The 24,887-nt window shown below is 52.0% G+C and carries 21 protein-coding genes; 20 read left to right on the top strand and 1 reads right to left on the bottom strand.

Translation table 11 applies throughout. The features are described from left to right. Positions 1–111 precede the first annotated feature (111 nt). The 15 genes from ACTQZS_RS09850 (at position 112) to ACTQZS_RS09780 (ending at position 19,322) form a co-directional block, all read left to right on the top strand. Positions 112–2,025 (top strand): B12-binding domain-containing radical SAM protein, encoded by a 1,914-nt coding sequence (locus ACTQZS_RS09850; RefSeq protein WP_441475648.1) that lies wholly within the window; start codon positions 112–114, stop codon positions 2,023–2,025. Between the two features lie 94 nt (positions 2,026–2,119). Then, positions 2,120–3,499 carry an aminopeptidase gene (locus tag ACTQZS_RS09845; protein WP_441475647.1) on the top strand — a complete coding sequence of 460 codons (1,380 nt, stop codon included), beginning with the start codon at positions 2,120–2,122 and terminating at the stop codon, positions 3,497–3,499. A 142-nt stretch (positions 3,500–3,641) separates the two neighbouring features. Further along, positions 3,642–4,145 carry a transcription elongation factor GreA gene (greA, locus tag ACTQZS_RS09840; RefSeq protein WP_441475646.1) on the top strand — a complete coding sequence of 168 codons (504 nt, stop codon included), beginning with the start codon at positions 3,642–3,644 and terminating at the stop codon, positions 4,143–4,145. Between the two features lie 274 nt (positions 4,146–4,419). Next, on the top strand, positions 4,420–6,306 hold the full coding sequence (gene ftsH, locus ACTQZS_RS09835) for an ATP-dependent zinc metalloprotease FtsH (protein ID WP_441475645.1): 1,887 nt from the start codon (positions 4,420–4,422) through the stop codon (positions 6,304–6,306). A 368-nt stretch (positions 6,307–6,674) separates the two neighbouring features. Next, positions 6,675–9,269: a 1,4-alpha-glucan branching enzyme gene (gene glgB, locus ACTQZS_RS09830; protein ID WP_441475644.1), complete on the top strand. Its 2,595-nt coding sequence runs from the start codon at positions 6,675–6,677 to the stop codon at positions 9,267–9,269. A gap of 125 nt (positions 9,270–9,394) precedes the next feature. Beyond that, entirely contained in the window at positions 9,395–9,868 is a 474-nt protein-coding gene (rimP, locus tag ACTQZS_RS09825) for a ribosome maturation factor RimP (protein ID WP_441475643.1), read from the top strand. Positions 9,869–9,912: 44 nt separating this feature from the next. After that, the gene (gene nusA, locus ACTQZS_RS09820) at positions 9,913–11,301 is read left to right on the top strand and encodes a transcription termination factor NusA (RefSeq protein ID WP_441475642.1); all 1,389 of its coding nucleotides are present in this window, start codon (positions 9,913–9,915) and stop codon (positions 11,299–11,301) included. A 44-nt stretch (positions 11,302–11,345) separates the two neighbouring features. Then, entirely contained in the window at positions 11,346–11,597 is a 252-nt protein-coding gene (rnpM, locus tag ACTQZS_RS09815) for an RNase P modulator RnpM (protein ID WP_441475680.1), read from the top strand. Continuing rightward, positions 11,587–11,907 (top strand): L7Ae/L30e/S12e/Gadd45 family ribosomal protein, encoded by a 321-nt coding sequence (locus ACTQZS_RS09810; protein ID WP_441475641.1) that lies wholly within the window; start codon positions 11,587–11,589, stop codon positions 11,905–11,907. The genes rnpM and ACTQZS_RS09810 overlap by 11 nt, the downstream gene beginning before the upstream one ends. A gap of 610 nt (positions 11,908–12,517) precedes the next feature. Then, positions 12,518–15,205 carry a translation initiation factor IF-2 gene (gene infB / locus ACTQZS_RS09805; protein ID WP_441475679.1) on the top strand — a complete coding sequence of 896 codons (2,688 nt, stop codon included), beginning with the start codon at positions 12,518–12,520 and terminating at the stop codon, positions 15,203–15,205. After that, the gene (gene rbfA / locus ACTQZS_RS09800; protein WP_441475640.1) at positions 15,202–15,585 is read left to right on the top strand and encodes a 30S ribosome-binding factor RbfA; all 384 of its coding nucleotides are present in this window, start codon (positions 15,202–15,204) and stop codon (positions 15,583–15,585) included. Before infB ends, rbfA begins: the two co-directional genes overlap by 4 nt. Further along, entirely contained in the window at positions 15,569–16,519 is a 951-nt protein-coding gene (locus tag ACTQZS_RS09795) for a DHH family phosphoesterase (protein WP_441475639.1), read from the top strand. The genes rbfA and ACTQZS_RS09795 overlap by 17 nt, the downstream gene beginning before the upstream one ends. A 115-nt stretch (positions 16,520–16,634) precedes the next feature. Beyond that, positions 16,635–17,738 (top strand): tRNA pseudouridine(55) synthase TruB, encoded by a 1,104-nt coding sequence (gene truB / locus ACTQZS_RS09790; protein WP_441475638.1) that lies wholly within the window; start codon positions 16,635–16,637, stop codon positions 17,736–17,738. Positions 17,739–17,750: 12 nt separating this feature from the next. Continuing rightward, positions 17,751–18,677, top strand: coding sequence for a bifunctional riboflavin kinase/FAD synthetase (locus ACTQZS_RS09785; protein WP_441475637.1), 927 nt, complete (start codon positions 17,751–17,753; stop codon positions 18,675–18,677). A 318-nt stretch (positions 18,678–18,995) separates the two neighbouring features. Next, the gene (locus ACTQZS_RS09780) at positions 18,996–19,322 is read left to right on the top strand and encodes a YerC/YecD family TrpR-related protein (protein WP_441475636.1); all 327 of its coding nucleotides are present in this window, start codon (positions 18,996–18,998) and stop codon (positions 19,320–19,322) included. Between the two features lie 297 nt (positions 19,323–19,619). Here the strand turns inward: ACTQZS_RS09780 and ACTQZS_RS09775 are convergent, their stop codons facing one another. Further along, a complete protein-coding gene (locus ACTQZS_RS09775) occupies positions 19,620–20,597 on the bottom strand; it encodes a DMT family transporter (protein ID WP_441475635.1) in 978 nt (325 codons plus the stop codon). 144 nt (positions 20,598–20,741) lie between these two features. Between ACTQZS_RS09775 and hisH the strand changes: the two genes are divergently transcribed. From hisH to ACTQZS_RS09750, 5 genes are all read left to right on the top strand, one after another. Further along, a complete protein-coding gene (gene hisH / locus ACTQZS_RS09770; RefSeq protein ID WP_441475634.1) occupies positions 20,742–21,356 on the top strand; it encodes an imidazole glycerol phosphate synthase subunit HisH in 615 nt (204 codons plus the stop codon). A gap of 123 nt (positions 21,357–21,479) precedes the next feature. Continuing rightward, entirely contained in the window at positions 21,480–22,244 is a 765-nt protein-coding gene (hisF, locus tag ACTQZS_RS09765) for an imidazole glycerol phosphate synthase subunit HisF (RefSeq protein ID WP_277674905.1), read from the top strand. A 47-nt stretch (positions 22,245–22,291) separates the two neighbouring features. Further along, positions 22,292–22,975, top strand: coding sequence for a uracil-DNA glycosylase (locus ACTQZS_RS09760; RefSeq protein ID WP_441475633.1), 684 nt, complete (start codon positions 22,292–22,294; stop codon positions 22,973–22,975). Further along, positions 22,972–23,148 carry a hypothetical protein gene (locus tag ACTQZS_RS09755; RefSeq protein WP_441475632.1) on the top strand — a complete coding sequence of 59 codons (177 nt, stop codon included), beginning with the start codon at positions 22,972–22,974 and terminating at the stop codon, positions 23,146–23,148. Before ACTQZS_RS09760 ends, ACTQZS_RS09755 begins: the two co-directional genes overlap by 4 nt. Then, on the top strand, positions 23,145–24,776 hold the full coding sequence (locus ACTQZS_RS09750) for a putative polysaccharide biosynthesis protein (RefSeq protein WP_441475631.1): 1,632 nt from the start codon (positions 23,145–23,147) through the stop codon (positions 24,774–24,776). The genes ACTQZS_RS09755 and ACTQZS_RS09750 overlap by 4 nt, the downstream gene beginning before the upstream one ends. The last annotated feature ends 111 nt before the right edge of the window (positions 24,777–24,887 follow it).

Genomic DNA, 24,887 nt, shown 5'->3' with positions numbered 1-24,887 from the left:
TTGCTTTATGCCCATGGCGTTGAGAAAATTCAAAAAGAAGTGTCGGGATCATGGATGGACGGCTGTTCCGGGAACTGTCCCGCGGGAAGCAGAACGCGGAGAGGAGAATAGGTGAAAATAGTACTTGCGGCGGTCAATGCAAAATTTATACATTCAAGTCTCGCGATCCGTGATCTGAAAGCATATGCGGAAAGCCACCGGGAATATCGGGGAAGACAGAGCGGCGGCGGATGTGGGAATGTTCCGGAAACGTGTGGCGGCAGACGCGAGGACGTATCGGAAGCGTGCGGCAGCAGACGCGGAGACATGATCATAGAGCTGGCGGAATATACGATCAATCAGCAGCCGGACAGGGTCCTCGCGGACTTGTACCGGAGACGGCCGGACGTGATCGCTTTTTCCTGCTATGTGTGGAATATGGAGTATGTGGCATCTCTGCTCGGCGATCTTCGCCGGATTCTTCCGGACGCGGAGCTCTGGCTCGGCGGCCCTGAGGTCAGCTATGACGCGGCAGAGGTCCTTCGGAATTATCCGGTTCTCCGGGGGGTTATGGCCGGAGAAGGGGAGATTATCTTCACCCGTCTGGTGAATGCCTATGAAGCAGCTGAAAGATGCGGATCGTCGCCGCAGCTTTCGGGAATCGGGGGAATTATATACCGCCGAGGAAGCTCTGGGGCAGCGGATGAAATTCTGGTTAATCCTCCCGCGGAAGTACCGGATCTCGACGAGATCCCTTTTTTTTACGCAGATCATAATTCCGCAGGCGAGGAGATCCTCCATCAGTTTGAACACCGGATCATTTATTATGAGAGCAGCCGGGGCTGCCCCTTCCGGTGCAGCTACTGCCTGTCATCGATCGGAAAGAGCGTCCGCTTCCGGGACCTTGAACTTGTGAAGAAGGAGCTTCAGTTCTTTCTCGATGAAGGTGTGCCTCAGGTCAAGTTTGTGGACCGCACGTTTAACTGTGATCATGATCACGCGTCTGCAATCTGGAGCTATATCCGGGATCATGACAACGGGATCACAAATTTTCATTTTGAAATCGAGGCGGAGCTTCTGACGGAAGAAGAGATCCGCCTGCTGTCCGGCATGAGACCGGGACTTGTGCAGCTGGAGATCGGAGTACAGTCCACGAATCCTGCGACCCTTCGGGCAATCTGCCGGCCGCAGAACGTGGATCATCTCCGGCAGATTGTATCGGAAATTCACGCTGCGGGGAATATTCATCAGCATCTCGATCTGATCGCGGGACTTCCGGAGGAAGATTATGAGAGCTTTGCCGCATCCTTTGATGAGGTCTATCGAATGGAGCCGCAGCAGCTTCAGATGGGCTTTCTCAAGCTGCTGAAGGGATCGTCTCTTCACAGGAATGCAGAGAAATTCGGAATCGTCTGCCATGAGCGGGCGCCTTACGAGGTGATCCGGACAAGGTGGCTGAGCTACGATGATATTCTCCGGCTGAAGGGGATTGAAGAGATGGTTGAGGCATATTATAACAGCTGGCAGTTCGCGTGCACGATGCGGGTACTTGTGGAGCGCGTCGGAAGCCCGTTCCGTGTATATGAAAATCTCGCAGCTTATTACTCGGAACATCATCTCACGGAGATTCATCTGTCCCGTCTGGAGCGATTTGAGGCACTCCTCGGTTTTGCCACCGCGTTTGATCCCGGTTCGGAAAAATTATACCGGGAGCTCCTGGTCCTGGATCTGTATCTGAGGGAGAACAGCCGAAGCCGACCGGAGTGGGCACGTGATCTCAGCTCCTGTCGGGAATTTTTTCGCAGATACTACCGGGAGGTAATGAACATAAAGCAGGACCGCCGGATGGTTCACGGGGATCTATTCCTTCCGGAGACGCTGATCGCTGCGGGTCTCGTTTCCCCGGAGAGTCCGAAGCTGAAATCAGGTGCAGGTTTGCCGCTTCCCGTGGTCTTCGATTATCGGAAGCGGGATCCCCTGACGGATAACGCGGAGGTGACTGTCCTGCCCGGACGTACAGATCAGGGAGCTGCGGGCAGCGTGTGAGCAGCAGAGGCAGGAATCAGGTTTGAACTTTGACCGTTTCAAAATACAGATTTTGTGATATGATCTGTGTATCGAAAGAAAAGGAGAAAATCGAATGAAAGAAAAAAAACAAACGATCTGGGAAAAGGATGATGAGCAGAAGCTGAACGATTTCTGTGAGGATTACAGAATTTTCCTTTCCGGACATAAAACAGAGAGGGAAAATGTCGCAGGCATGGAAGAGGAACTGAAGAAGGCAGGAGCAAAATCTCTGGAAGAGGCTGCCGCTGAGGGCAGAGCTCTTAAACCCGGAGAAGTTGTATATACGGATATGATGAAGAAGTCTCTTCTGATCTTCCGAATCGGACAGAAACCGATGACAGAGGGACTGCGTCTTCTCGGTGCGCACATCGATTCTCCGAGACTGGATCTGAAGCAGCATCCGTTGTATGAGGATACCGATCTGGCGCTTCTTGACACCCACTATTATGGCGGAATCAAGAAATATCAGTGGACGGCGCTTCCGATGGCCCTTCACGGCGTCATCGCGAAAAAGGACGGTTCGGTTGTGAATGTCTGCATCGGCGAGGATGAGAACGATCCGGTGTTCGGTGTCAGTGACCTTTTGATCCATCTGGCGGCAAAGCAGATGGCGAAAAATGCCGCAGAGGTTGTCGAGGGGGAAAACCTGAATGTTCTGGTCGGAAGCAGACCGCTCGCGTCCGCGGATGAGGATGAGAAGAATGCGGTTAAGGCGAATATCCTGAAACTTCTGAAGGAAAAATATGATATGGAGGAGGACGACTTCGTATCAGCGGAGATCGAGGTGGTCCCTGCAGGACAGGCCAGGGATTACGGACTGGACCGGAGCATGATCATGGGATATGGTCAGGACGACAAGGTTTGCGCATATCCGTCCTTCCGGGCAATCATGGACGAAAAGAATCCGGAGTACACCAGCGTCTGTCTTCTGACAGACAAGGAGGAGATCGGATCTGTCGGCGCGACCGGCACGCACTCCCGATTTTATGAGAATACACTGGCAGAGGTCATGAATCTGCAGGGATGCTACAGTGAACTGGCACTCCGCCGTCTGCTGACGAAGACCAGGGTTCTTTCCTCTGACGTAAGTGCCGGATTTGACCCGGATTATCCGGATGTGATGGACAAGAACAACTGCGCATATCTTGGAAGAGGACCGGTATTCAACAAATATACCGGTTCCCGCGGCAAGAGCGGTTCCAATGACGCCAATGCGGAGTATATTGCGTTCCTGAGAAAACTGATGGAGGAGAACAATATTATCTACCAGACCTCTGAGCTTGGAAAGGTAGACGCGGGCGGCGGCGGAACGATCGCCTACATTCTTGCAAATCTTGGAATGGAGGTTATTGACTTCGGTGTTGCCGTTCTCAATATGCATGCGCCCTGGGAGATTACAAGCAAGGCGGATATCTATGAGGCTTACAACGCATACCGCGCATTCCTGAAGTAACGGAATCGGGATCCGGGAGGCGGAATTTCCTTCCGGTAAACCGTAATGTTCCGCAGGCGGGGCAGCAGACACTGTATAAGCTGCGGATTGCTCCGTGCTTCGCAGGCGGGGCGTCACAAACTGTATAAGAAGGTAAGAAATCATGCATGACAGACTGACACAGAGCGATATTGACAAGATGCAGGCGGAAATTGACCATCGGACTCTGGTGGAGCGGCCTCGAATCCTGAAGGAGGTACAGGAGGCGAGAGCGCAGGGAGATCTGAGCGAAAATTTTGAGTATTATGCCGCAAGAAAGGCCAATCGGGAGAATAACAGCCGGATCCATTACCTGGAGAAGATGATTGAAACGGCAATTGTGATTGAAGACCGCTCAAAGAGCGATGAGGTCGGATTGAACAAGAAGGTCACTCTGCAGTTCGATGACGAGGAGGAGACCGAGACGTACAAGCTCGTTACCTCTGTACGCGCGGATTCCATGCAGGGACGGATCACTCCGGAATCTCCTCTCGGAAAGGCAATCATGCGCCATAAGGTGGGTGATGTCTGCCACGTCAAGGTCAGCGATACCATCGAGTATGACGTCAAGATCGTTGGCATCAAAAACGTCGGGGAAGAGGAATCGGATACGATTCGCAGGTTCTGAAGCGGACGCATCCGGATGAGAGGCGGGACAGACGCAAGGCGCGCATTCACCGTGGTTCGCTGTTTATATAAGGCAGCAGGCAATTCGAAAAATTGTATAAAATTTATTTCCGCACGGTTGACAGGAGATCGCCGATGTAAGATACTGGTCTACAGAATTAGCCATCAGATGTACTGGCTGCTAATTCTGGGGCCGCTGATGAAGATCCGGGACGAAAAGCAACACTTAGTCCGGAATCTGATCTGGAACCAAAACAATGAACGGAGGTGATAGTTTGAAAGAGGTAAAAAATGATAAAAAGCCGATTGCGTTTTATTATGCCATCGTGCTGCTCGTGCTGCTCCTTCTCAATTTTCTTCTGATCCCGCAGATCAATAGTGCCAAGATACAGGACACAACATACGGCAACTTCATTGAGATGCTGGAAGATGGGAAGGTAAGCCAGGTAGAGGTCAACTCGGCGGACAGTGAGATCGAGTTCAAGGATTCCTCGGGCAATATGTACCGCACCGGTATGATGAATGACTATAAGCTGGTGGACCGTCTGCTTTCAGCGGGAATCAAGGACTTCGAGAGTCCGATTCAGCAGCAGATGTCGCCTGTTTTGAGCTTCCTGCTGAGCTGGATTCTTCCTCTTGTCATTTTCTTCTTCCTTGGAAGATGGCTTATGAGTTCAATGACAAAGCGTATGGGCGGAGGCATGGGTGATGCCATGAGCTTTGGCAAGAGTAATGCCAAGGTGTACATACAGTCGGAGACCGGCATTAAGTTCAAGGATGTGGCCGGAGAAGACGAAGCGAAGGAGCTTCTGCAGGAGATCGTCGATTTCCTGCATAATCCCCAGAAGTACACGGAGATCGGCGCGAAAATGCCTAAGGGTGCTCTTCTGGTGGGCCCTCCGGGAACCGGTAAGACGCTACTTGCCAAAGCCGTTGCCGGCGAGGCGAATGTACCGTTTTTCTCTATTTCAGGCTCTGAATTCGTCGAGATGTTTGTCGGAATGGGCGCGGCGAAGGTCCGGGACCTGTTCAAACAGGCCAATGAGAAGGCACCGTGTATTGTGTTTATCGATGAGATTGATACTATCGGTAAGAAGCGTGACGGCGGAGGATTCTCCGGCAACGATGAGCGTGAGCAGACATTGAACCAGCTGCTTGCGGAGATGGATGGATTTGATGGACGAAAGGGTGTCATCATCCTTGCGGCGACCAACCGTCCGGAGTCCCTGGATCCGGCGCTGACCCGTCCGGGCAGGTTCGACCGGAGAATTCCGGTAGAGCTTCCGGATCTGAAGGGAAGAGAGGAAATCCTGAAGCTTCACGCAAAGGATATCCGGATTTCCGACAATGTAGATTTCAACGCGGTTGCGCGCACCGCTTCCGGAGCAAGTGGAGCCGAGCTGGCGAACATGATCAATGAGGCGGCTCTTCGCGCGGTACGTGACGGAAGGAAATTTGTAACACAGAATGACCTGATGGAGAGCGTTGAGACCGTAATCGCCGGATACCAGAAGAAGAACAAGGTGCTGACGACGAAGGAAAAGCTGATCGTCTCCTATCATGAGACAGGCCACGCCCTGGTCGCGGCTCTTCAGACGCATTCCGCGCCTGTCACAAAGATCACGATTATCCCCAGAACATCAGGAGCTCTTGGTTACACCCTTCAGGTGGATGAGGGAGAACATAACCTGATGAGCAAGGAGGAGATCGTGAACCGGATCGCAACGCTTACGGGCGGACGTGTTGCGGAGGAACTGATCTTCCATTCCGTGACAACGGGAGCGTCAAATGATATCGAGCAGGCGACGAAACTCGCAAGAGCAATGGTGACGAGGTTCGGAATGAGCGATGAATTCGGAATGGTAGCAATGGAAACCGTTACGAATCAGTATCTCGGCGGTGATACATCTCTGGCGTGCTCCGAGGCAACATCGGGCAAGATAGACGAGATGGTTGTGAAGATTGTGCATGACGCGTACAGCAAGGCAAAGAGTCTGCTTTCCGCAAATATGCCGAAGCTTCATGAGCTCGCCAAATATCTGTATGAGCGGGAAACAATCACCGGTGAGGAGTTTATGCAGATCCTTGAGAAAAAGCCGGAGCTGATACCGGATCAGAATCAGGGGGAGGCAGGACAGGGTACCGCTCCGGCGGCACAATAACCGGTTCGCGGCATTCGCACTGTGAAAATTCCACCCTGATCCAGTGAGCAGTAAGGACTCATACGATGCTGTTCACGCAGCGCGAAAATCTTTGCTGTACATTGTTGGGGCGAATAGTAACGCTTATCGGAAATCTGCAGAGAACACTGTGCAGATTTGTAGAAATTATTCTGAGAAATGATGTATAATGGGAACCAAAGTTCTGTCAGATGCGGCAGTGCTTTGGTTCCTTTTTTACGCGAACAGTGAGCCGCAGCCGAATACGAAGTATTCGTGTGCGGCGAGCGTCGCGATAGCGAGATAAAACTCGCGCAGCGTGTTTTATCTCGTTACAGAATGGGGAGAAGCATTTTTCAGGAGGAGACCAGATGAGCATGAAAGAAAGTATGGAAAGCAGAATCTATGACCTGATGGACTGGGCGGAGATCGAGGCTGTCGTATACGCGGAGGAGGATTCGCCGCGAAGAGTGCTGGGTCCTGTGGCACTGCCGGACGGCGTTCTGATCAGAGCATTCTTTCCGGGAGAGGAAAACGTCAGCGTAAAAACGGCTTCCGGAGATGTCGTTCCGATGGTTCTGGAAGACGAGGCAGGATATTTTGCGGTCATGCTTGACCGGAAGAGAATACCTGATTACACTTTTGTGATTCTGCATGAGGATGGTACGGTGTCGGAATACAAGGACCCATATGCATTTCCGTGCCAGATCACAGAAAAGGAAGAGATCCGGTTCCAGGAGGGCATATGGGACAGGGCTTCGGAAAAAATGGGCGCGCATCTGATGAACATTAACGGCACAGAGGGAGTTTATTTCGCGGTGTGGGCGCCGAATGCGATTCGTGTGTCCGTTGTCGGTGATTTTAATCTGTGGGATGGACGCAGACTTCAGATGAACCGTCTGCAGAGCGGTATTTTTGAGCTGTTTGTACCGGGAATTAAAGCAGGCAGTTTCTACAAGTTTGAGATCAAAGCGAAGGCAGGTCTGGTCTATCTGAAGGCGGATCCGTTCGCATTCCGCGCGCAGCAGCTTCCAGAGGCAGCTTCGGTGATCACGAACACCGGATATGACTGGAAGGATGACGAGTGGATGAAACGCCGGGAGGAATTTGATCCGTCCCGTTCGCCCCTTGCGGTTTATGAATGCAATATCGGGACGTGGATGAAGCGGGAAGATGGAAACCCCGTGAGGACTGCAGAAAACCGGGAAGCAGAGGACGGATCGGGGAAGGCCCCGGACCCGGAAGAAGAGACTGGAGTGGTGCAGGCCCCGGACCGGAAAGGAGAGAATGGAGCCGAGAAAGCCCTGGATCTGGAAGAAAAAACCGGAGCGAAGCGGGCTGAAGAACGGAAGAAGGGGATCGGTGAGGCATCTTCGGTGTACCGGGAAATCGCGGAAGATCTCGTCTTGTATCTGAAGGACATGGGTTATACGCACGTAGAATTCCTACCGGTAATGGAGTATCCGGACGATGCTTCCATGGGGTACGTGACCAGTGGCTTTTTTGCCCCGACCAGCCGTTATGGAACACCGGCGGATTTTAAATATCTGGTTGATCGTCTGCATCAGAATGGAATCGGCGTACTTCTTGACTGGGTGCCGGGTTATTTCGCAAGAGGCAATGATGGCCTCGCTTCCTTTGACGGGACCTGTCTCTATGAGCACATGGATCCGAAGAAGGGAGTCTGCCCGTACAACAACGCACTGATCTTCAATTACGGACGCGGCGAGGTCGAGAGCTTTATGAAATCAAGCGCGATGTTCTGGATTTCGGAGTATCACGCGGATGGCCTGCGGATTCCGGATCTCTCCGGTATGCTGTATCTGAACTACGGCAGGCGCGATGGGGAGTGGATCGCGAATATGTACGGCGGGAATGAGAACCTGGAGAACATTGAGTTCCTCCGGAATCTGAACAATGACATCCGGGCAAACGGATACGGTGCGATCACCATCGCGGAGGAGACGACCGGGTATCCGGCAGTTACCGGAAATACAGAGGAGGAAGGCCTCGGATTTGGTCTGAAGTGGAACAACGGATGCATCGATGATTACCTCAAGTATATCCAGCTCGATCCGCTTTTCCGCGGGGCTCACCAGGATGATCTTACGTTCAGCATGGTATACATGTATACGGAGAAGTTCATGCTTGCGCTGTCCCACAATATACTGGAAAATGGAAGACCGCTGCTTCGCATGATGCCGGGTAAGGATGATTCCCTGAAGCTTGCGAATCTCCGTCTGACCTACGCTTACCTGATGATGCATCCGGGCAAAAAGCTGATCTGCCAGGGGCAGGATTTCGGGCAGAAATCGAAAATGAGCGCCTCAGACGGTGTTGACTGGAGCGAGCTTGAAAACGCAGATCAGAAGAATATGAGGAATTTCAGCAGAGCCCTGCTGAAGTTCTACCGAGAGCAGCCTGCGCTGTACCGGCTCGATGAAGAACCAGAGGGCTTTGAGTGGATCAGCAACCTCGACTGGGAGAGAAATCTTCTGGTATTTCTGAGAAAGACGGAGAAGGAGGAGGACACCCTGCTCGTCGTCACGAACTTTTCGAATGTCGTATATGATAATTTCATGGTCGGAGTACCTTATGCGGGGAAATACAAAGAGATCTTCAACAGCGATGCCGCGGAATTCGGCGGCGGCGGTGTGATAAATCCGAGGGTGAAGCTGAGCCGGGCGGTTGAACAGGATGAACGGAAGGATTCAATCAAGATAAAGGTACCGCCGCTCGGAGTATCCGTTTTTCGCTTTACCGAGGCATTTGAGCGTACAGCACCGGATCGGGAGGAGAAGAAGCCGGAGCGGACAAGCGTGAAATCCGCAAAAGCCATGAAGAAGGGAGAAACCGAGAAAACGGGAGAGACTCTGAAGAAAGCAGCAGTCGCGAAAACAGAGAAAACCGTGAAAAAGGTCGCGGCTGCGGCTTCCAGGAAGATGGTGAACAGGAGAAAGGGATAAGCGTAATGTATACAGCAGGGGCTTGCATTTGCGCAGCTTTCGTGGTATTTTGGTAACGTTAATAGTTGACTAAGGTAGGAGTGGGCGAGAAAAGCCCGCTCCTATTTTATGAAAGGAGAGATTGCGTGAGCAGTAAGACGGAAGCAATCGAGAAGAAGGCGGAAGCGATTCTGATCCCGATTCTGGATGAGATGCACTATGAATTTGTGGATCTGGAATATGTCAAAGAGGCCGGCTGCTGGTATCTGAGAGCATATGCGGACAAAGAAGGCGGGATCACGGTGAACGACTGCGAAGACATCAGCCGGGTTTTCGGTGAAAAGCTTGATGAGCAGGATTTTATCGAGGATTCCTATATTCTGGAGGTCAGTTCCCCCGGACTTGGAAGACCGCTGAAGAAGGAAAGGGATTATCAGCGTGCGATGGGGCAGCGAATTGAGATCCGCACGTTCAGGATTATTGATCACGCAAAGGAATTTACCGGGGTGCTGACTGCCTATGATAAGGATACGGTGAGCATCGTGGAAGATGAAACTGAGAAGCCGATGACCTTTCACAAAAAGGAGATCGCCCTGATCCGTATGGCGTTTGATTTTTAACGGTTGAATATAAGTTGGTTTAAGACCAGGAGGATAATGAAAAAATGAACAGCGAGTTACTGGAAGCTCTGAATACTCTTGAAAAGGAAAAGGGGATCAGCAAGGACACTCTTCTGGAGGCAATTCAGCAGTCTCTTCTGCAGGCCTACAAGAATCAGTATGACCGTACGGATAATGTAACGGTCACGATAGATCCGGAGACCTGTGATTATCACATTCTTTCTGCCAAGACGGTGGTAGAGCATGTGGAGGATCCGGTCACAGAGATCGGACAGCAGGAGGCGTTCAAGATCAATTCCGGTGCGCAGATCGGCGACACAGTGAATGTTGAGATCCAGTCCAAGAGCTTCGGACGGATTGCGACCATGAATGCGAAGAACGTCATACTTCAGAAGATCCGTGAGGAAGAGAGAAAATCCCTGTACAATGAGTACTATGAGAAGGAACATGAGGTTGTCACGGGTGTTGTTCAGCGATATATCGGAAGGGATGTCAGCATAAATCTCGGCAAGGTAGACGCGATTCTGAAGGCCAAGGAAATGGTAAAGGGTGAGAAGTTCAAGCCTACGGAAAGAGTCAAGGTATACGTGCTGGAGGTCAGGGATACCCCGAGGGGGCCGAAAATCCTTGTATCCCGCACACATCCGGAGCTGGTGAAGAGACTCTTCGAGGAAGAAGTTGCGGAAATCCGTGATGGTGTGATCGAGATCAAGGCAATTGCACGAGAGGCCGGATCGCGTACGAAGATCGCAGTTTACAGCAATGAGCCGAATGTCGATGCAGTCGGAGCCTGTGTCGGCGTGAACGGATCCCGTGTCAATGCGATTGTGGATGAACTGGATGGTGAGAAGATCGACATCATCAACTGGGATGAGAACCAGGCATATTTGATTGAAAATGCGCTTTCTCCGGCAAAGGTTATCTCTGTTCTTGCGGATCCGGATGAGAAGCAGGCACTTGTCATTGTCCCGGATTATCAGCTTTCCCTGGCGATCGGGAAGGAAGGTCAGAATGCCCGCCTCGCGGCGCATCTGACGCAGTTCAAGATCGATATCAAGAGCGAGACGCAGGCGCGTGAAGAAGGTCTGTTTGATGAATACGCGGAAGACGATGAGGACGATGAGGATGAGGATTACGACTATGACGAGGAGGAATCCGGCAGGGAAGAGTCCGAAGAGGCCGAATCCGGCGAGGAGGACTCCACAGAAACGTCCGACGCAGACAGCGCTTCTGCAGATGCTGAAGATATGAAAGATGACGAAGATACCACAGATCCGGAAGAGATGGATCCGGAGGCCGGATCTGAGGATTCCTCTGACGGTGAGAAGGACACTCCGGAAACGGAGGAAGACAGCGCCGCGGCGAATGAGAATGACGCCGATGAGGCTGGAGCTGATCCTGACACGGAGGAAGACAGCAAACCTGAGGCATAAGCTGGCGAGGGAGGCGTTCATTGAGTATAACCCGTAAAATACCGATGCGTACCTGTGTCGGATGCCGTTCCAAGAAGACGAAGAAAGAACTGATCCGCGTTTTGAAAACGCCGGAAGGCGAGATCCGGCTGGATCCGACGGGCAGGCAGAATGGAAGAGGCGCGTATATCTGCGCAGATCCCGGATGTCTGGCAAAGGCAAGGAAAAATCACGGTATAGAAAGATCTCTGGGCTGCGCAATTCCTGACGAGGTATATGACAGGCTTGAGGAGGAGATGAAACAGATTGGACAGTAGAAAGGCACGGTTCATGATCAGTATCTCCATGAAGGCCGGAAAAGTCGCTGCCGGGGAATTCGCCGCAGAACAGGCAATCCGGGCAGGCAGCGCGGAATTGGTGATCGTCTCGGAAGACGCATCGGAAAATACAAAGAAAAAATTCCGCGATATGGCTGCTTACCGGAGTATTCCGTTTATGCAATTTCTTCCGAAATCAGAGCTCGGCGCTCTGATCGGAAAAGGGGAGCGTTCTTCGCTGGTAATCACAGACGCGAACCTGGCACGGGAAATCCGAAGCCTTCTGGGGTCGGAGAGCGAACAGATATAAACACAGACAGATCAGGATTCATTGAAATAAAGAGGTAAGCGATACATTGAATAATAATGAAAATGAAGGAAAGATTGTAAACGATAAGATAGAAAAGACAGCGAAGGCGGAGGAATCCAAAACCTCGAGAGGAGACAGTGCGGCAAAGGGAGAGAAGGAAGCAAAACCGGTAAAGAAAAAGAAAAGACTGATCGCTGTTTTTCACCCGCAGAATGCAACCAGTAAAGAGGGCAAGAGCTTCCATCAGGTCATGGATAAGGATAAAAAGAAGAAGACCAGAGAGAAGACCGGAAGAACAGATGGTGCCGCCGGTCGCGTGGAAGGCTCCCGACGCGGTGTGATGCAGGAGAGCAGCCGCGGTGGACGCCCTGTCGGCAACCGTGCGTCTGCCGGAACTCCCATTGTGAAGGTGCCGAGACCGCATCCGGTTATCCGGACCGAGGAGGCTCCGAAACCTGCTCCGGCGGAAACAAAGAAGAGTGCTGTCAGAAACACTCCTGTGACAGAGGCGGCAAAGCCGGAAGCAGCTGTTGAGACTATCGGAGCTGAGACGGCTTCTGCTAAGCCGGCTGCTGCGGAATCAGCAAAGATCAATTCATCCGCTGCGGGAATGGCGGAAAAGAGCTCTTCGGCGGGCACGGCTACAGAAATGAAAGTGTCGAATGGAAAGAACGGGGCATCACAGAGTGAGGCAACGGCAGCTGAGAAGAGTGAGCATGAGACAGCATCTCAGGAGAGACCGGCTGCCGGAACAGCCTCTGCTGCCGCTGGCGAGAGTTCGGAACGGCAGAACCAGGGCGCCAGAAACGATGCGGACCGGAATGGCGGCGGCCAGGGCAGAAGCTATGGAGACCGCAGCAACGGCCAGGGCAGAAGCTATGGAGACCGCAATAACGGCGGCCAGGGCAGAAGCTATGGAGACCGCAATAACGGCGGCCAGGGCAGAAGCTATGGAGACCGCAGCAACGGCCAGGGCAGAAGCTATGGAGACCGCAGCAACGGCCAGGGCAGAAGCTACGGGGACCGCAATAACGGCGGTCAGGGCAGAAGCTACGGAGACCGCAATAACAGCGGCCAGGGCAGAAGCTACGGAGACCGCAATAACGGCGGTCAGGGCAGAAGCTACGGAGACCGCAATAACGGCGGTCAGGGCAGAAACTATGGAGACCGCAATAACGGCGGTCAGGGCAGAAGACCGTTTGGCGACCGCAACAACCGTCCGGGATTCGGAGGAAGCAGACCTGGTTTTGGAGGAAACAGACCTGGGTTCGGCGGTAAGGACGCAGAAGAGGGAAATCGTTTCCCGGGACACTCCAGAGGACAGCACAGTGATCACAAGGGCGGTCAGGGCGCTGCGATGGATATGGGGCTCAAGAAGCCGTCGAGAGATGGTGCCGGACACAATAAGGATAAAGACAAGAACAAGAATGATCTTCGCGGCAACAAATACACGAGCGACAGAGGAAATGGACGCAACAACAGACATCTGATCCCGAAGGCACTGCAGAGACCGGTGCATAAGAAAGAGGAGAAGAAGGAAGAAAAGGTGACAGAAATCAAGATCCCGGAGAAAGTTACCATCCGCGAGCTTGCGGAAAAGATGAAGATGCAGCCCTCCGTCATCGTTAAAGATCTCTTCATGAAGGGTGAGATGTATACCGTTAACCAGGAGGTCGATTACGAAAAGGCAGAGGAGATTGCGATGACATATGATATTCTCTGTGAGCCGGAAGAGAAGGTGGATGTCATTGCCGAGATGCTGAAAGAGGATGAAGAGGATGAAAGCAAGATGATTCCCCGTCCTCCGGTAGTCTGTGTCATGGGACATGTCGATCATGGTAAAACATCTCTGCTCGATGCGATCCGCCACGCACATGTGACTTCAAAGGAAGCCGGCGGAATCACACAGAATATCGGCGCATATGTCGTTAATATCAACAACAAGAAGATCACCTTCCTGGATACGCCGGGCCATGAAGCGTTTACGGCGATGCGGCTTCGTGGAGCTCAGTCCACGGATATCGCGGTACTTGTCGTAGCGGCGGATGACGGTGTTATGCCGCAGACCATCGAAGCAATCAACCACGCGAAAGCTGCCGGCGTTGAAATTATCGTTGCGATAAACAAGATCGACAAGCCGGGAGCAAATGTCGACCGGGTAAAACAGGAACTCACAGAGTATGGACTGATTGCAAGTGACTGGGGCGGTCAGACGGAGATGGTCGAGGTTTCCGCGAAGACCGGAGTTGGTCTTGATGATCTTCTGGAGACAATTCTCCTTACGGCGGATATCATGGAACTGAAGGCGAATCCGGACCGTCTCGCGAGAGGTCTGGTACTTGAGGCGAAGCTGGATAAGGGCAAGGGACCGGTAGCGAACCTTCTCGTTCAGAAGGGAACCCTTCATGTCGGCGATTATATTGCCTGCGGCGCATGCTCGGGAAAAGTCCGTGCTATGACGGATGAGAACGGAAAACGTGTAAAAACAGCAGGCCCGTCCACCCCGGTTGAGGTGCAGGGACTTGACGGTGTTCCGGATGCGGGCGAGACGCTGGTAGCTATGGAGACAGACAAGGAGGCGAAGAATTTTGCCGCAACCTTTACCGCCGAGCACAAGAATCAGCTTCTGGAGGAGACCAAGTCCAGGATGTCTCTGGATGATCTCTTCAGCCAGATTCAGGACGGCTCTGTCAAGGAGCTTGAGCTTGTTATCAAGGCGGATGTACAGGGATCGGTAGAGGCTATTCGTCAGTCCCTGCTCAAGCTTTCCAACGATGAAGTGGTTGTAAAGATCATTCACGCCGGAGTCGGCGCGATCAATGAGTCTGATGTCACACTTGCGGCGGCATCAAACGCGATCGTGATTGGATTTAATGTTCGTCCGGACGCGAACGCGAAAGCCCTGGCAGAACAGGAAAAAGTAGATGTGCGTCTGTATAAGGTAATCTATCAGGCAATTGATGATATCGAAGCAGCGATGAAGGGAATGCTGGAGCCGATTTACGAGGAGAAGGTCATCGGTCATGCCGAGGTACGCCAGCTCTTCAAGGCATCCGGAGTCGGAACCATTGCCGGAAGTTATGTCCTCGATGGAATCGTACAGAGAGGGTGCAAGGTTCGCATCAGCCGCGGAGACAAGCAGATTTTCGAGGGAGACCTCGCAAGTCTGAAGCGTTTCAAGGACGATGTCAAGGAAGTCAAAGCCGGCTATGAGTGCGGTCTGGTGTTTGACGGCTTCAATGAGGTCAGGGAAGGCGACCAGGTTGAGGCATATGCTATGGTCGAGGTGCCGCGTTGAGAAAAAACAGTGTCAAGAACATAAGAATTAATGAATCAGTAAAGGAAGAACTGAGCAATATCATCCGAAATGAAGTGAAAGATCCGCGGATCGCTCCGGTCGTTTCTGTTACGGAAGCCATCGTGGCGACAGATCTGAAAAACTGCAAGGTCATGATCAGCGTTCTTGGAGATGAGAAGGCGAAGGAAGATACAATGGAGGGACTGAAAAGTTCCTCCGGTTTCATCCGCCATATGCTCGCTGTGAATCTGAATCTGAGAAACACGCCAGAACTTCATTTCAAGCTCGACGAATCGATAGAATATGGTGTTGAGATGTCAAAACGGATTGATGAGGTCATGGAACAGGATCGAAGAGGAAAGCATGCAGAGGAAAATTGATGAATTTTTAAAGGATGTAAATACAGTCGCGATTGCGGGACACGTTAACCCGGATGGCGACTGCGTCGGGTCGTGCATGGGTATGTACCTGTATTTGCGTGATAATTATCCGGAGATCAGCGCGGACGTATATCTCGAAAAGCCCCGCAGTTCCTTTGACATGATCGAGGATATTGACAAGGCGAGACAGGTCTGCTCTGCAATCCGGTATGATTTGCTGATTCTTCTGGATATCAGCAGTCAGGACAGGATCGGTGTTGCCGGAGCTCTGCTGAAGACTGCAGACCGCGTTCTCTGTCTGGATCACCACAAGACGAACCGTGACCACTACACCTGGCTGTTTAATTATCCGGATCTCAGCTCCACCTGTGAGGTTGTCTGGAATTTTCTGGATCCGGAGAAAATCGGGGAGAAGTGCGCAGAGGCATTGTACATGGGCATTGTTCATGACACAGGGGTTTTCCAGTACTCCTGTACGTCACCCCGCACGATGCGAATCGCCGCGTCTCTGATGGAGAAGGGAATCCCGTTCAGCAGAATTGTAGACAGTACATATTATGAGAAAACCTTTATTCAGAATCAACTCCTCGGAAGAGCGCTTATGGAAAGTTTCCTTATGTTTGGCGGGAAAATGATTGTCTCCTGCATCCGCAAGAAAGACATGGACTTCTACAATGCCTTGCCGGCGGACATGGACGGAATCGTGAGCCAGATGAGAAATACGGCGGGCGTAGAGGTTTCTGTTTTCATGTATGAGCTGGAAACCGGAAAATGGAAGGTTTCTCTGCGCTCCGTAGATAAAGTGGATGTGAGTGTTGTTGCGCAGATTTACGGCGGCGGCGGGCATGCGCGCGCGGCAGGCGTGACGATGCAGGGATCCTGTTACGATGTTGTCAATAATCTGACCTTGTATCTGGAAAAAGAACTCGTCTGACCGGTCGGACGGACTGGACATCAGCAGAAAAAACATCTGTTCGGCCGAACAGACTGGACATCAGCAGAGAAAACATCTGTTCGATCGAATGGGTTGGACATCAGCAGGGAGAATAATGAAAAACGGAGTCATTAACATATACAAGGAGAAGGGCTATACCTCCTTCGATGTTGTCGCGAAGCTCAGAGGCATCCTGCATCAGAGGAAGATCGGTCATACGGGTACGTTGGATCCGGACGCTGAAGGCGTCCTTCCGGTCTGTGTGGGAAAGGCCACTGGCCTCGTGGAGCTTCTGACCGATGAGACGAAGACATATGAGGCAGTGCTTTTGCTTGGAAAGGACACCGACACGCAGGATATCAGCGGAGAGGTACTGTCCGAGCATGCGGTGACCTGCGATAAGAAGGATCTGGAGAATTGCCTCAAATCCTTTGAGGGCGCACAGATGCAGATTCCGCCGATGTACTCCGCTCTGAAGGTTAATGGGAGGAAGCTGTACGAGCTTGCCAGAGAGGGAAAGACGGTGGAGAGAAAGGCCCGGCCGGTTCATTTCTATGAAATCCATCTGCTCTCCTGCAATCTGCCGAGAGCGGTTATCCGTGTAACCTGCTCGAAGGGCACCTATATCCGGACGCTCTGCCATGACATCGGGGAAAGGCTGGGCTGCGGAGGCTGCATGGAAGCACTCACCCGGGTCCGCGTCGGACAGTTTCACATTGAGGATTCGCTTCGCCTTTCCGAGGTTGCCCGGCTGACCGGAGATGGGAGATGGAAGGATATCCTGATTCCGGTATACCGGCTGTTTGATTATCCTTTGATCCGCACTTCAGGTGAGGCAGACCGGCTTGCGCATAACGGCAACCGGATCCCCGAAGAGGGATACCGCGTGATACAGGACAAGGACCTGGTTTCGGAGGATGGAGTCCGTGTTATAGAGGACGGGAACCGGGTTTCGGAGGATGGACACTATGTTATACAGGACAGGGACGGGGATCCGGAGGATGGAGTCCGTGTTGTAGATGACAGGGACGGGCATCCGGAGACCGGATTTCAGGTCGGGAGAGCTACAGGTCAGTCCGCAGAAGAGAAACGGCGGGTGAGGCTTTTTGATTCTGAAGGCGTTTTTATCGGAATTTATGAATCTGCGGCACCCGGCGGTTTACTGAAGCCGGTCAGGATGTTCTATGACCCGGATGATGAATGCAGAGTTAAAATTTGAGGAGCGTCAGCTTTGGAATATATACAGGAAGTGGAAAAATATACCGGCGCAGAGCGCTGCGTCATTACGCTTGGAAAATTTGACGGCGTTCATAAGGGCCACCGGAAGCTGATCGCCCGGGTAAAGGAAATTGCCCGCGCGCACGGATGGAAGACTGCTGTCTTTACTTTTCAGGTGTCGCCTCAGGTATGCATGGGAGCACGCCGGCCGAAGATGCTGATGACAAATGAAGAGCGAAGGGAGATCCTCAGGGAGCTGGATGTGGATCTTTTGTTTGAGTGCAGGTTTACAGAAAGAATGCGCAGCATGGAGCCGGAGGATTTTGTCCGTGAGATTCTGCTGGACAGGCTTCATGTGTCGGCAGTCGTCATGGGAACGGACTTCCATTTCGGGAAAGACCGGAAGGGAGATTCGGAACTGATGAAGCAGATGGGAGAGAAGTACGGATTCCTGGTAGAGGTGCTTCCGAAGGAGAAATATCACGGCAAGGAGATCAGCAGCAGCTATATCCGGGAGGAACTGGCGCTGGGCCATATGGAGAAAATCACCAGGCTGCTCGGACAGCCATACTTCATCACGGGAAAGATTGTGCATGGCAGGCATCTCGGACATTCCCTCGGATTTCCCACCATCAATCAGATTCCGGATCCTGTAAAGATGACTCCTCCCCGAGGCGTCTACTATTCCAGAACCCTCGTGGCTGGCAGGTGGTATCAGGGAATCTCAAACATCGGAATCAAGCCGACTGTCGGCGGCACAGCGGTCGGACTGGAGACATATCTGTTTGACTGTACATTGGATCTGTACGGCCAGGAAGCTAGAGTAGAGCTTCTGTCCTTCCGGAGACCGGAAGAAAAATTTTCGGACATCAATGAGCTGAAGGAGCAGATGGACCGCGATATCCAGGCGGCAGACAACTATTTTTCCAGAGAAGAATGAAAATCGCCAGAAGAATAAAAGCACCAGGAGAATAAAATCACCAGAAGAATAAAAATCACCGCGCGCTGAAAATATGCAATCGCGGTCACACCGGTTGCGTTGAAACAGCGAAACAGATTCCTGCCCCAGGATTTTCTCAATTTTTTTCAGGGCAGCCGTTATCAGGCTTTGTATGCGCCTTGCGAAAAGGAGCTGTTCTTGACTGCGGTACACTAAAGTGGTAACATGATTTTAGCAGTCACTTTGATACTGTGAAATTGTGAAGTATCAGAGATACATCGGTTTCGTGACGAAATAATAATTTTGGGAGCAGAGAAAATGAGCAAAGATATTCATACGGAAGAGGTGGATCAGCTGTTTCAGGCCATTCTGACGCTGCATACGCTGGATGAATGCTACACCTTCTTTGAGGATGCGTGCACGATCAATGAAATCCTTTCCCTCTCACAGCGCTTTGAGGTTGCAAAGATGCTGAGAGAGAAGAAGACATATCTCGACATCTCCAGAAAAACGGGCGCTTCGACGGCGACAATCAGCCGCGTAAACCGTTCGCTGATCTATGGGAATGACGGTTATGAGATGGTTTTGAAGAGAATGGGAATTGAAAAGCCATCGGATCCGGAAGAAAACGGCGGAAATGACTAATCTATCAATAACGCATGTACAACGAAGTACCGGGTATCGATCCCTGATGAAGAGGATCGGTATCCGGTCTTTTTCAGCTATCCTACGATTCGCTGTGACTTAGTGTTTATAATCTGACATCTGATGCAGTGACTGTCATCTGACGCAGTGTCCGTCATCGAAAGGGGGTGATTTTCCGTCTGCGATCATAACCGCCATACGATATGCCATATACTGTATAAGCTGCGGATTGCTCCGCACTTTGCACTCTCACAATCGAACAGGCGGACTGTCAGTGCTTTCGATGTGCTTATTCAGTTATTTACGGAGCCTCCGGATGGAAGGAAGCTGTGCCAGAATGACCCCGGCGAATACGAAGACACATCCGGTCAGTTCCTTCGGTGACATGGAATCGCCGAGGACGATCCAGCCGGATATGGCGGAGATGACCGATTCCAGGCTCATCAGAAGTGAGGCAAGTGTCGGATTGAGGCCCCGCTGTCCGATGATCTGAAGGGTGTAGGCTACCCCGGAGGAAAGAATTCCCGCATAGAGGATAGGCCAGATACACTGTGCGATGGAGGATATGTCAGGAGTCTCCAGAAGAAAGGCAGGGAACACAGAAAGTGTTCCGGATACCAGAAACTGAATACAGGAGAGCTGGATTCCGTTCACGCGTGGAATGAAATGGTCCACCGTCAGGATGTGCATGGCAAACATACAGGAAGAACACAGCGTAAGAAGATCACCGCGGTTCACGGAAAATCCTCCCCGGATACTGAGAAGATAGAATCCGATGACAGCGAGGGCAACCGAAATCCAGACCAGAGGCGGACACTTTTTGTGCAGGAACAGCCCGAAGATCGGCACAAGAATAATGTACAGGGCAGTGATGAATCCGCTCTTTCCTGCGGTGGTGTATTCAAGGCCTGCCTGCTGAAAACCGCCGGCAAGAAAGAGAAGAATGCCGCATGCGATCCCGCAGATCCGGAGATCCCGGGTCCGTGATTTCTTCGGACGCATCCCGGGAATCGAAGCGCCGGTGTAGTTCGGAGCTAATGGATCTTTCTTTCCCACCAGAATTGCGACTGGCAGCAGAACGAGAGCACCGACGTAGAATCTGCAGAAATTATATGTAAAGGGCGAGATGGTCTTTGCGGCTATGCTCTGCGCCACAAAGGTGGTGCCCCAGATGAGCGCTGCCAGAAGGAGCAGCAGGGAGTGCCGTATTTTCAGGGAATTCCGGGAACGGCCCAGGGCGTCTCCGGTATCCCTTGACAGGGTATCTGATGACATATGAAAACCTCTTGTATTCGTGAAAAAAATAAGTTACGATGTAGTTTGTCCTGAAAAAAGGCTGTGCAGCCGACGGGAAGAACCGGCCGGCCTGCGGAAGACAGACTTAATCATCATAGCATCTGAAAATGGAGAATTCAAGGAATGATAGCGATAATTGATTATGATGCGGGGAATATCAGGAGCGTTGAAAAAGCGTTCGTTTCACTCGGACAGGAGGTAACGGTCACCAGGGATGCCGGAGTACTCCGGAGCGCGGATAAAGTGGTCCTTCCTGGAGTCGGGAATTTCGGAGACTGTATGCAGAATCTGGAGAAGTTCGGGCTTGTTCCGGTCATCCGCGAAATCGCATCGAGCGGCAAGCCCTTCCTTGGAATCTGTGTCGGTCTCCAGCTTTTGTTTGAGGAGAGCGAGGAATCGCCGGGTGTGAAGGGCCTCGGGATCCTGAAGGGCAAAATCCTTCGTATCCCTGACGGAGAGAACCGGAAAATTCCTCATATGGGATGGAATTCGATTCATTTAATCCGGCAGAACGGTACCGGGAGACTGTTTTGCGGAATCCCTGAACAGTCCTATGTCTATTTTGTGCATTCCTATTACCTGAAAGCCGCAGATGAAAGCATCGTCACTGCTACCACCGAGTACGGCGTGACAATCCATGCATCCGTTGAAAAGGGCAATGTGTTCGCAACCCAGTTCCATCCGGAGAAAAGCTCTGACACCGGACTGGCGATTCTCAGAAACTTTGCCGGACTTTGATAACCAGAACCATGATCCCGGGAAATGGAGTTAAGCAATCAATAATAAGGATCAAAGCGAATACGGATCAAAGCGAATACGGATCCAAGCAATTAAATATTTAAAATACTCATGGAGAATGCTATGTTTACAAAACGAATCATTCCCTGCCTGGACATCAAGAACGGGCGGGTTGTAAAAGGCGTGAACTTTGTAAATCTCAGGGATGCCGGCGATCCGGTGGAGGTTGCAAAGGCCTATGACAGAGAAGGCGCTGACGAAGTCGTTTTTCTCGATATCACCGCTTCCAGTGATCACAGGAACACCGTAGTGGATATGGTCCGGAAGGTGGCTGAGAATGTTTTCATCCCGTTTACGGTCGGCGGCGGCATCCGCACCGTGGAGGATTTCAAGGCGCTTCTTCGTGAGGGCGCAGACAAAATTTCCATAAACTCTTCCGCCATTGAGAATCCGGATCTGATCAGTGAAGCAGCTATGAAGTTCGGCAGCCAGTGCGTCGTTGTGGCGATTGATGCAAGAAAAAGACCTGACGGAGAGGGATGGACGGTTTATAAGCACGGCGGCAGGGTCGATGTGGGCCTCGATGCAGTCGAATGGGCTGCGGAGGCGGAACACCGCGGTGCCGGTGAGATCCTGCTTACCAGCATGGATTGTGACGGCACCAAGGCAGGATATGACCTGGAGCTGACCGGCGCGATTTCCCGGGAGGTTGGAATACCGGTCATCGCTTCCGGAGGCGCCGGAAGCATGGAGGATTTCTACAAAGCGCTGACGGTGGGAGGCGCTGACGCGGCACTGGCGGCATCACTGTTTCATTACAGGGAACTGGAGATCCGGCAGGTCAAGAAGTATCTGCAGGAGCACGGGGTGCCCGTGAGACTGGTCTGAGGCAAGAATTATGACAGGCGGATGAATACAGCAGGAGGGAGCAGGAGATGGCAGGTCTTACCGGAAGCTGGGAAAAAGCCATGAAACCGGAATTTTCCAAGCCGTATTACAGAAAACTCTTTTTTACCGTAAGTCAGGAGTACAGGACGAGAACGATATATCCTCCGGCAGAGGATATTTTCAATGCCTTTCATTTTACGCCGCTGGACCAGGTGAAGGTAGTTATTCTCGGGCAGGATCCGTATCATGAGCCGGGACAGGCTCACGGGCTCTCTTTTTCCGTGAAGCCGGGAATTGAGATCCCCCCTTCCCTTGTAAATATCTATCAGGAGCTTCACGATGATCTCGGGTGTTACATTCCGGATAACGGATATCTGGTCAAGTGGGCGAAGCAGGGCGTTATGATGCTCAACTCGGTTCTGACGGTTCGGGCGCATCAGGCAAATTCTCACCGGAATATCGGGTGGGAGGAGTTTACCGATGCGGCGATCCGTGTACTTGCGGATCAGGACAGGCCGATGGTGTTCATTCTGTGGGGAAAGCCGGCCCAGAGAAAAGCGGAGATGATCTATAATCCGAAGCATCTCGTGCTGAAGTCGCCGCACCCCAGTCCGCTTTCCGCGTACAGGGGCTTTTTCGGAAGCAGACCCTTCTCGAAGACCAACCGGTATCTTGAGGAGAACGGAATAGAGCCCATTGACTGGCAGATCGAGAACATCGCCGGGAAATGAGAAATGCAGACCGGCCGAACCGGGTCCGGGAGATGAGAGATACAGACCAGCCGGACCGGGCACGGGAGATGAGAGATACAGACCGGCCGAACCGGGTCCGGGAGATGAGAGATACAGACCAGCCGGATCGGGCACGGGAGCAGGAAATATTAGCAGGAGCACGGATACCATGACAGAGAAAAATTCAAACTCACTCGTAAAAAACGCGTCCGTTCTGATGATCGCGTCCATCATTTCACGCGTCATCGGTCTTCTCTACCGAAGACCTCTCGGAAGTATTCTGGGGTCGGTCGGACTTGGATATTATGGATACGCAAGCAATCTGTATTCGATTCTTCTTCTGATCTCTTCCTACAGCATTCCAATGGCGACGTCAAAGATCATCTCGGAGATGCTTGCAAAGAAGGAGTACAGGGGAGCGCATAAGGTCTTCCGGGGAGCCATGCTCTATGCGGTTATTGTCGGAGGTATCACGGCGCTGATCTGTTTTTTCGGCGGTGCAATTCTTCTCCCGCAGAACCAGCAGAATGCTCTTCCAGCGCTTCGCGCACTGGCACCGACGATTTTTCTTTCCGCGATCCTCGGCGTATTGAGAGGATATTTTCAGGCACACCGGACGATGACGCCCACATCCATCTCGCAAATCCTGGAACAGATCATGAACGCGATCGTCAGCATTCTGGCGGCATGGATTCTGATCCGCAATCTTGCGCCGGAGGGCGGTACGAGAGCTGCTATATACGGAGCCATGGGCGGAACCATCGGAACCGGTGCGGGAGTTTTGGTCGGACTTCTGTTCATGACCTTCGTGTATATGCTTAACAGAGGCTATTTCCGGAGAAAAATCGCACACGACCGCAGATCCACAGAACAGAGTTACCAGGAAATCCTGAAGATGCTTGTTCTGATGATTACGCCGATTATTTTCACCTCATTTATCTACAACTGCAGCGCGTATGCGGACAGCTATCTGTACTCCGCGATCCAGGGATTTAACGGAATGTCTGCGGATTCCATATCTGCTGCCTACGGAGAATACAGCAATTATTATGTTCCCCTTGTCTCGATTCCGCTGGCGATGGCCTCCGCCAGTACCTCTGCCATGATGCCCGAGGTATCAGGGAAATACGCAATTGGTCAGCTCGACGAGCTGAACCGCCAGGTAAATCAGACACTTCGTCTGACGATGTTCATCTGCATTCCGTGCATGATCGGACTGACGGTTCTCGCGAAACCAATCATGGGCGTGCTCTTTCCGTCGGCGAGCGAGCTGGCGGAGAAGCTGCTCTTCGCCGGTTCCGTCTTCGTTGTGACGGATTCCTTCTCCATTGTGACGGGAGGTGTGCTTCAGGCAATCGGAAAGCAGCATGTGGCTCTGGTCAATGCAGGAATTTCGCTTGCTGTCAATCTGGCTTCTCTCGCGGTTATGCTGTTCGCAAGACCCGGACTTGATATTTATGCGGTTATGCTCTCCAATATCATTTTCTCGCTGGTATGCTGCTTCCTGAACATTCTGTCCATGAAGAAACACTTAAGAACAAGGCACGAGATCCGGAAAACATATGTGGAGCCTCTGGCATCGTCCGTGATCATGGGGGCTGTCGCCTGGCTCATCTACACGGCGCTGTTCCATCTTACGAGGAGACCGTTCATCGGTCTGCTTGTGGCGATTCTGGTTGCGATTGTTGTCTATCTCGTATCCTATGTCGTCATTTCAAAGACAACAGAGGAGGAGATGTACCGGTTCCCGATGGGAGGGAGAATCGTGAAATTCCTGCGGCTGATCCGGATCTATCACTGATTATGAGAGAAATTTCCCGGTGCTTGAGGACTCCTCGTGCAGCGCTTCAATGAAATCGAGTAGCTTCGCACAATCCCTCTCGCAGTTCGCATTGCCGCAATATCTGGTTTG

Origin of the sequence: Bilifractor sp. LCP19S3_H10 (assembly GCF_052119185.1) — a bacterium.
Classification (GTDB): Bacteria; Bacillota; Clostridia; order Lachnospirales; family Lachnospiraceae; genus Bilifractor.
This window is presented reverse-complemented; position numbering and strand designations above follow the sequence as displayed.

What these genes read in the sequence shown, in the direction of transcription:
- rnpM (WP_441475680.1), top strand. Translation starts at nt 11,346, where the DNA reads ATGCGTACCTGTGTCGGATGCCGTTCCAAGAAGACGAAGAAAGAACTG.
- nusA (WP_441475642.1), top strand. Translation starts at nt 9,913, where the DNA reads ATGAACAGCGAGTTACTGGAAGCTCTGAATACTCTTGAAAAGGAAAAG.
- ACTQZS_RS09775 (WP_441475635.1), bottom strand. Translation starts at nt 20,597, where the DNA reads ATGTCATCAGATACCCTGTCAAGGGATACCGGAGACGCCCTGGGCCGT.
- ACTQZS_RS09760 (WP_441475633.1), top strand. Translation starts at nt 22,292, where the DNA reads ATGGCAGGTCTTACCGGAAGCTGGGAAAAAGCCATGAAACCGGAATTT.
- infB (WP_441475679.1), top strand. Translation starts at nt 12,518, where the DNA reads ATGGCGGAAAAGAGCTCTTCGGCGGGCACGGCTACAGAAATGAAAGTG.
- greA (WP_441475646.1), top strand. Translation starts at nt 3,642, where the DNA reads ATGCATGACAGACTGACACAGAGCGATATTGACAAGATGCAGGCGGAA.
- hisH (WP_441475634.1), top strand. Translation starts at nt 20,742, where the DNA reads ATGATAGCGATAATTGATTATGATGCGGGGAATATCAGGAGCGTTGAA.
- ACTQZS_RS09795 (WP_441475639.1), top strand. Translation starts at nt 15,569, where the DNA reads ATGCAGAGGAAAATTGATGAATTTTTAAAGGATGTAAATACAGTCGCG.
- truB (WP_441475638.1), top strand. Translation starts at nt 16,635, where the DNA reads ATGAAAAACGGAGTCATTAACATATACAAGGAGAAGGGCTATACCTCC.
- ACTQZS_RS09780 (WP_441475636.1), top strand. Translation starts at nt 18,996, where the DNA reads ATGAGCAAAGATATTCATACGGAAGAGGTGGATCAGCTGTTTCAGGCC.
- ACTQZS_RS09750 (WP_441475631.1), top strand. Translation starts at nt 23,145, where the DNA reads ATGACAGAGAAAAATTCAAACTCACTCGTAAAAAACGCGTCCGTTCTG.
- ACTQZS_RS09755 (WP_441475632.1), top strand. Translation starts at nt 22,972, where the DNA reads ATGAGAAATGCAGACCGGCCGAACCGGGTCCGGGAGATGAGAGATACA.
- hisF (WP_277674905.1), top strand. Translation starts at nt 21,480, where the DNA reads ATGTTTACAAAACGAATCATTCCCTGCCTGGACATCAAGAACGGGCGG.
- glgB (WP_441475644.1), top strand. Translation starts at nt 6,675, where the DNA reads ATGAGCATGAAAGAAAGTATGGAAAGCAGAATCTATGACCTGATGGAC.
- ACTQZS_RS09845 (WP_441475647.1), top strand. Translation starts at nt 2,120, where the DNA reads ATGAAAGAAAAAAAACAAACGATCTGGGAAAAGGATGATGAGCAGAAG.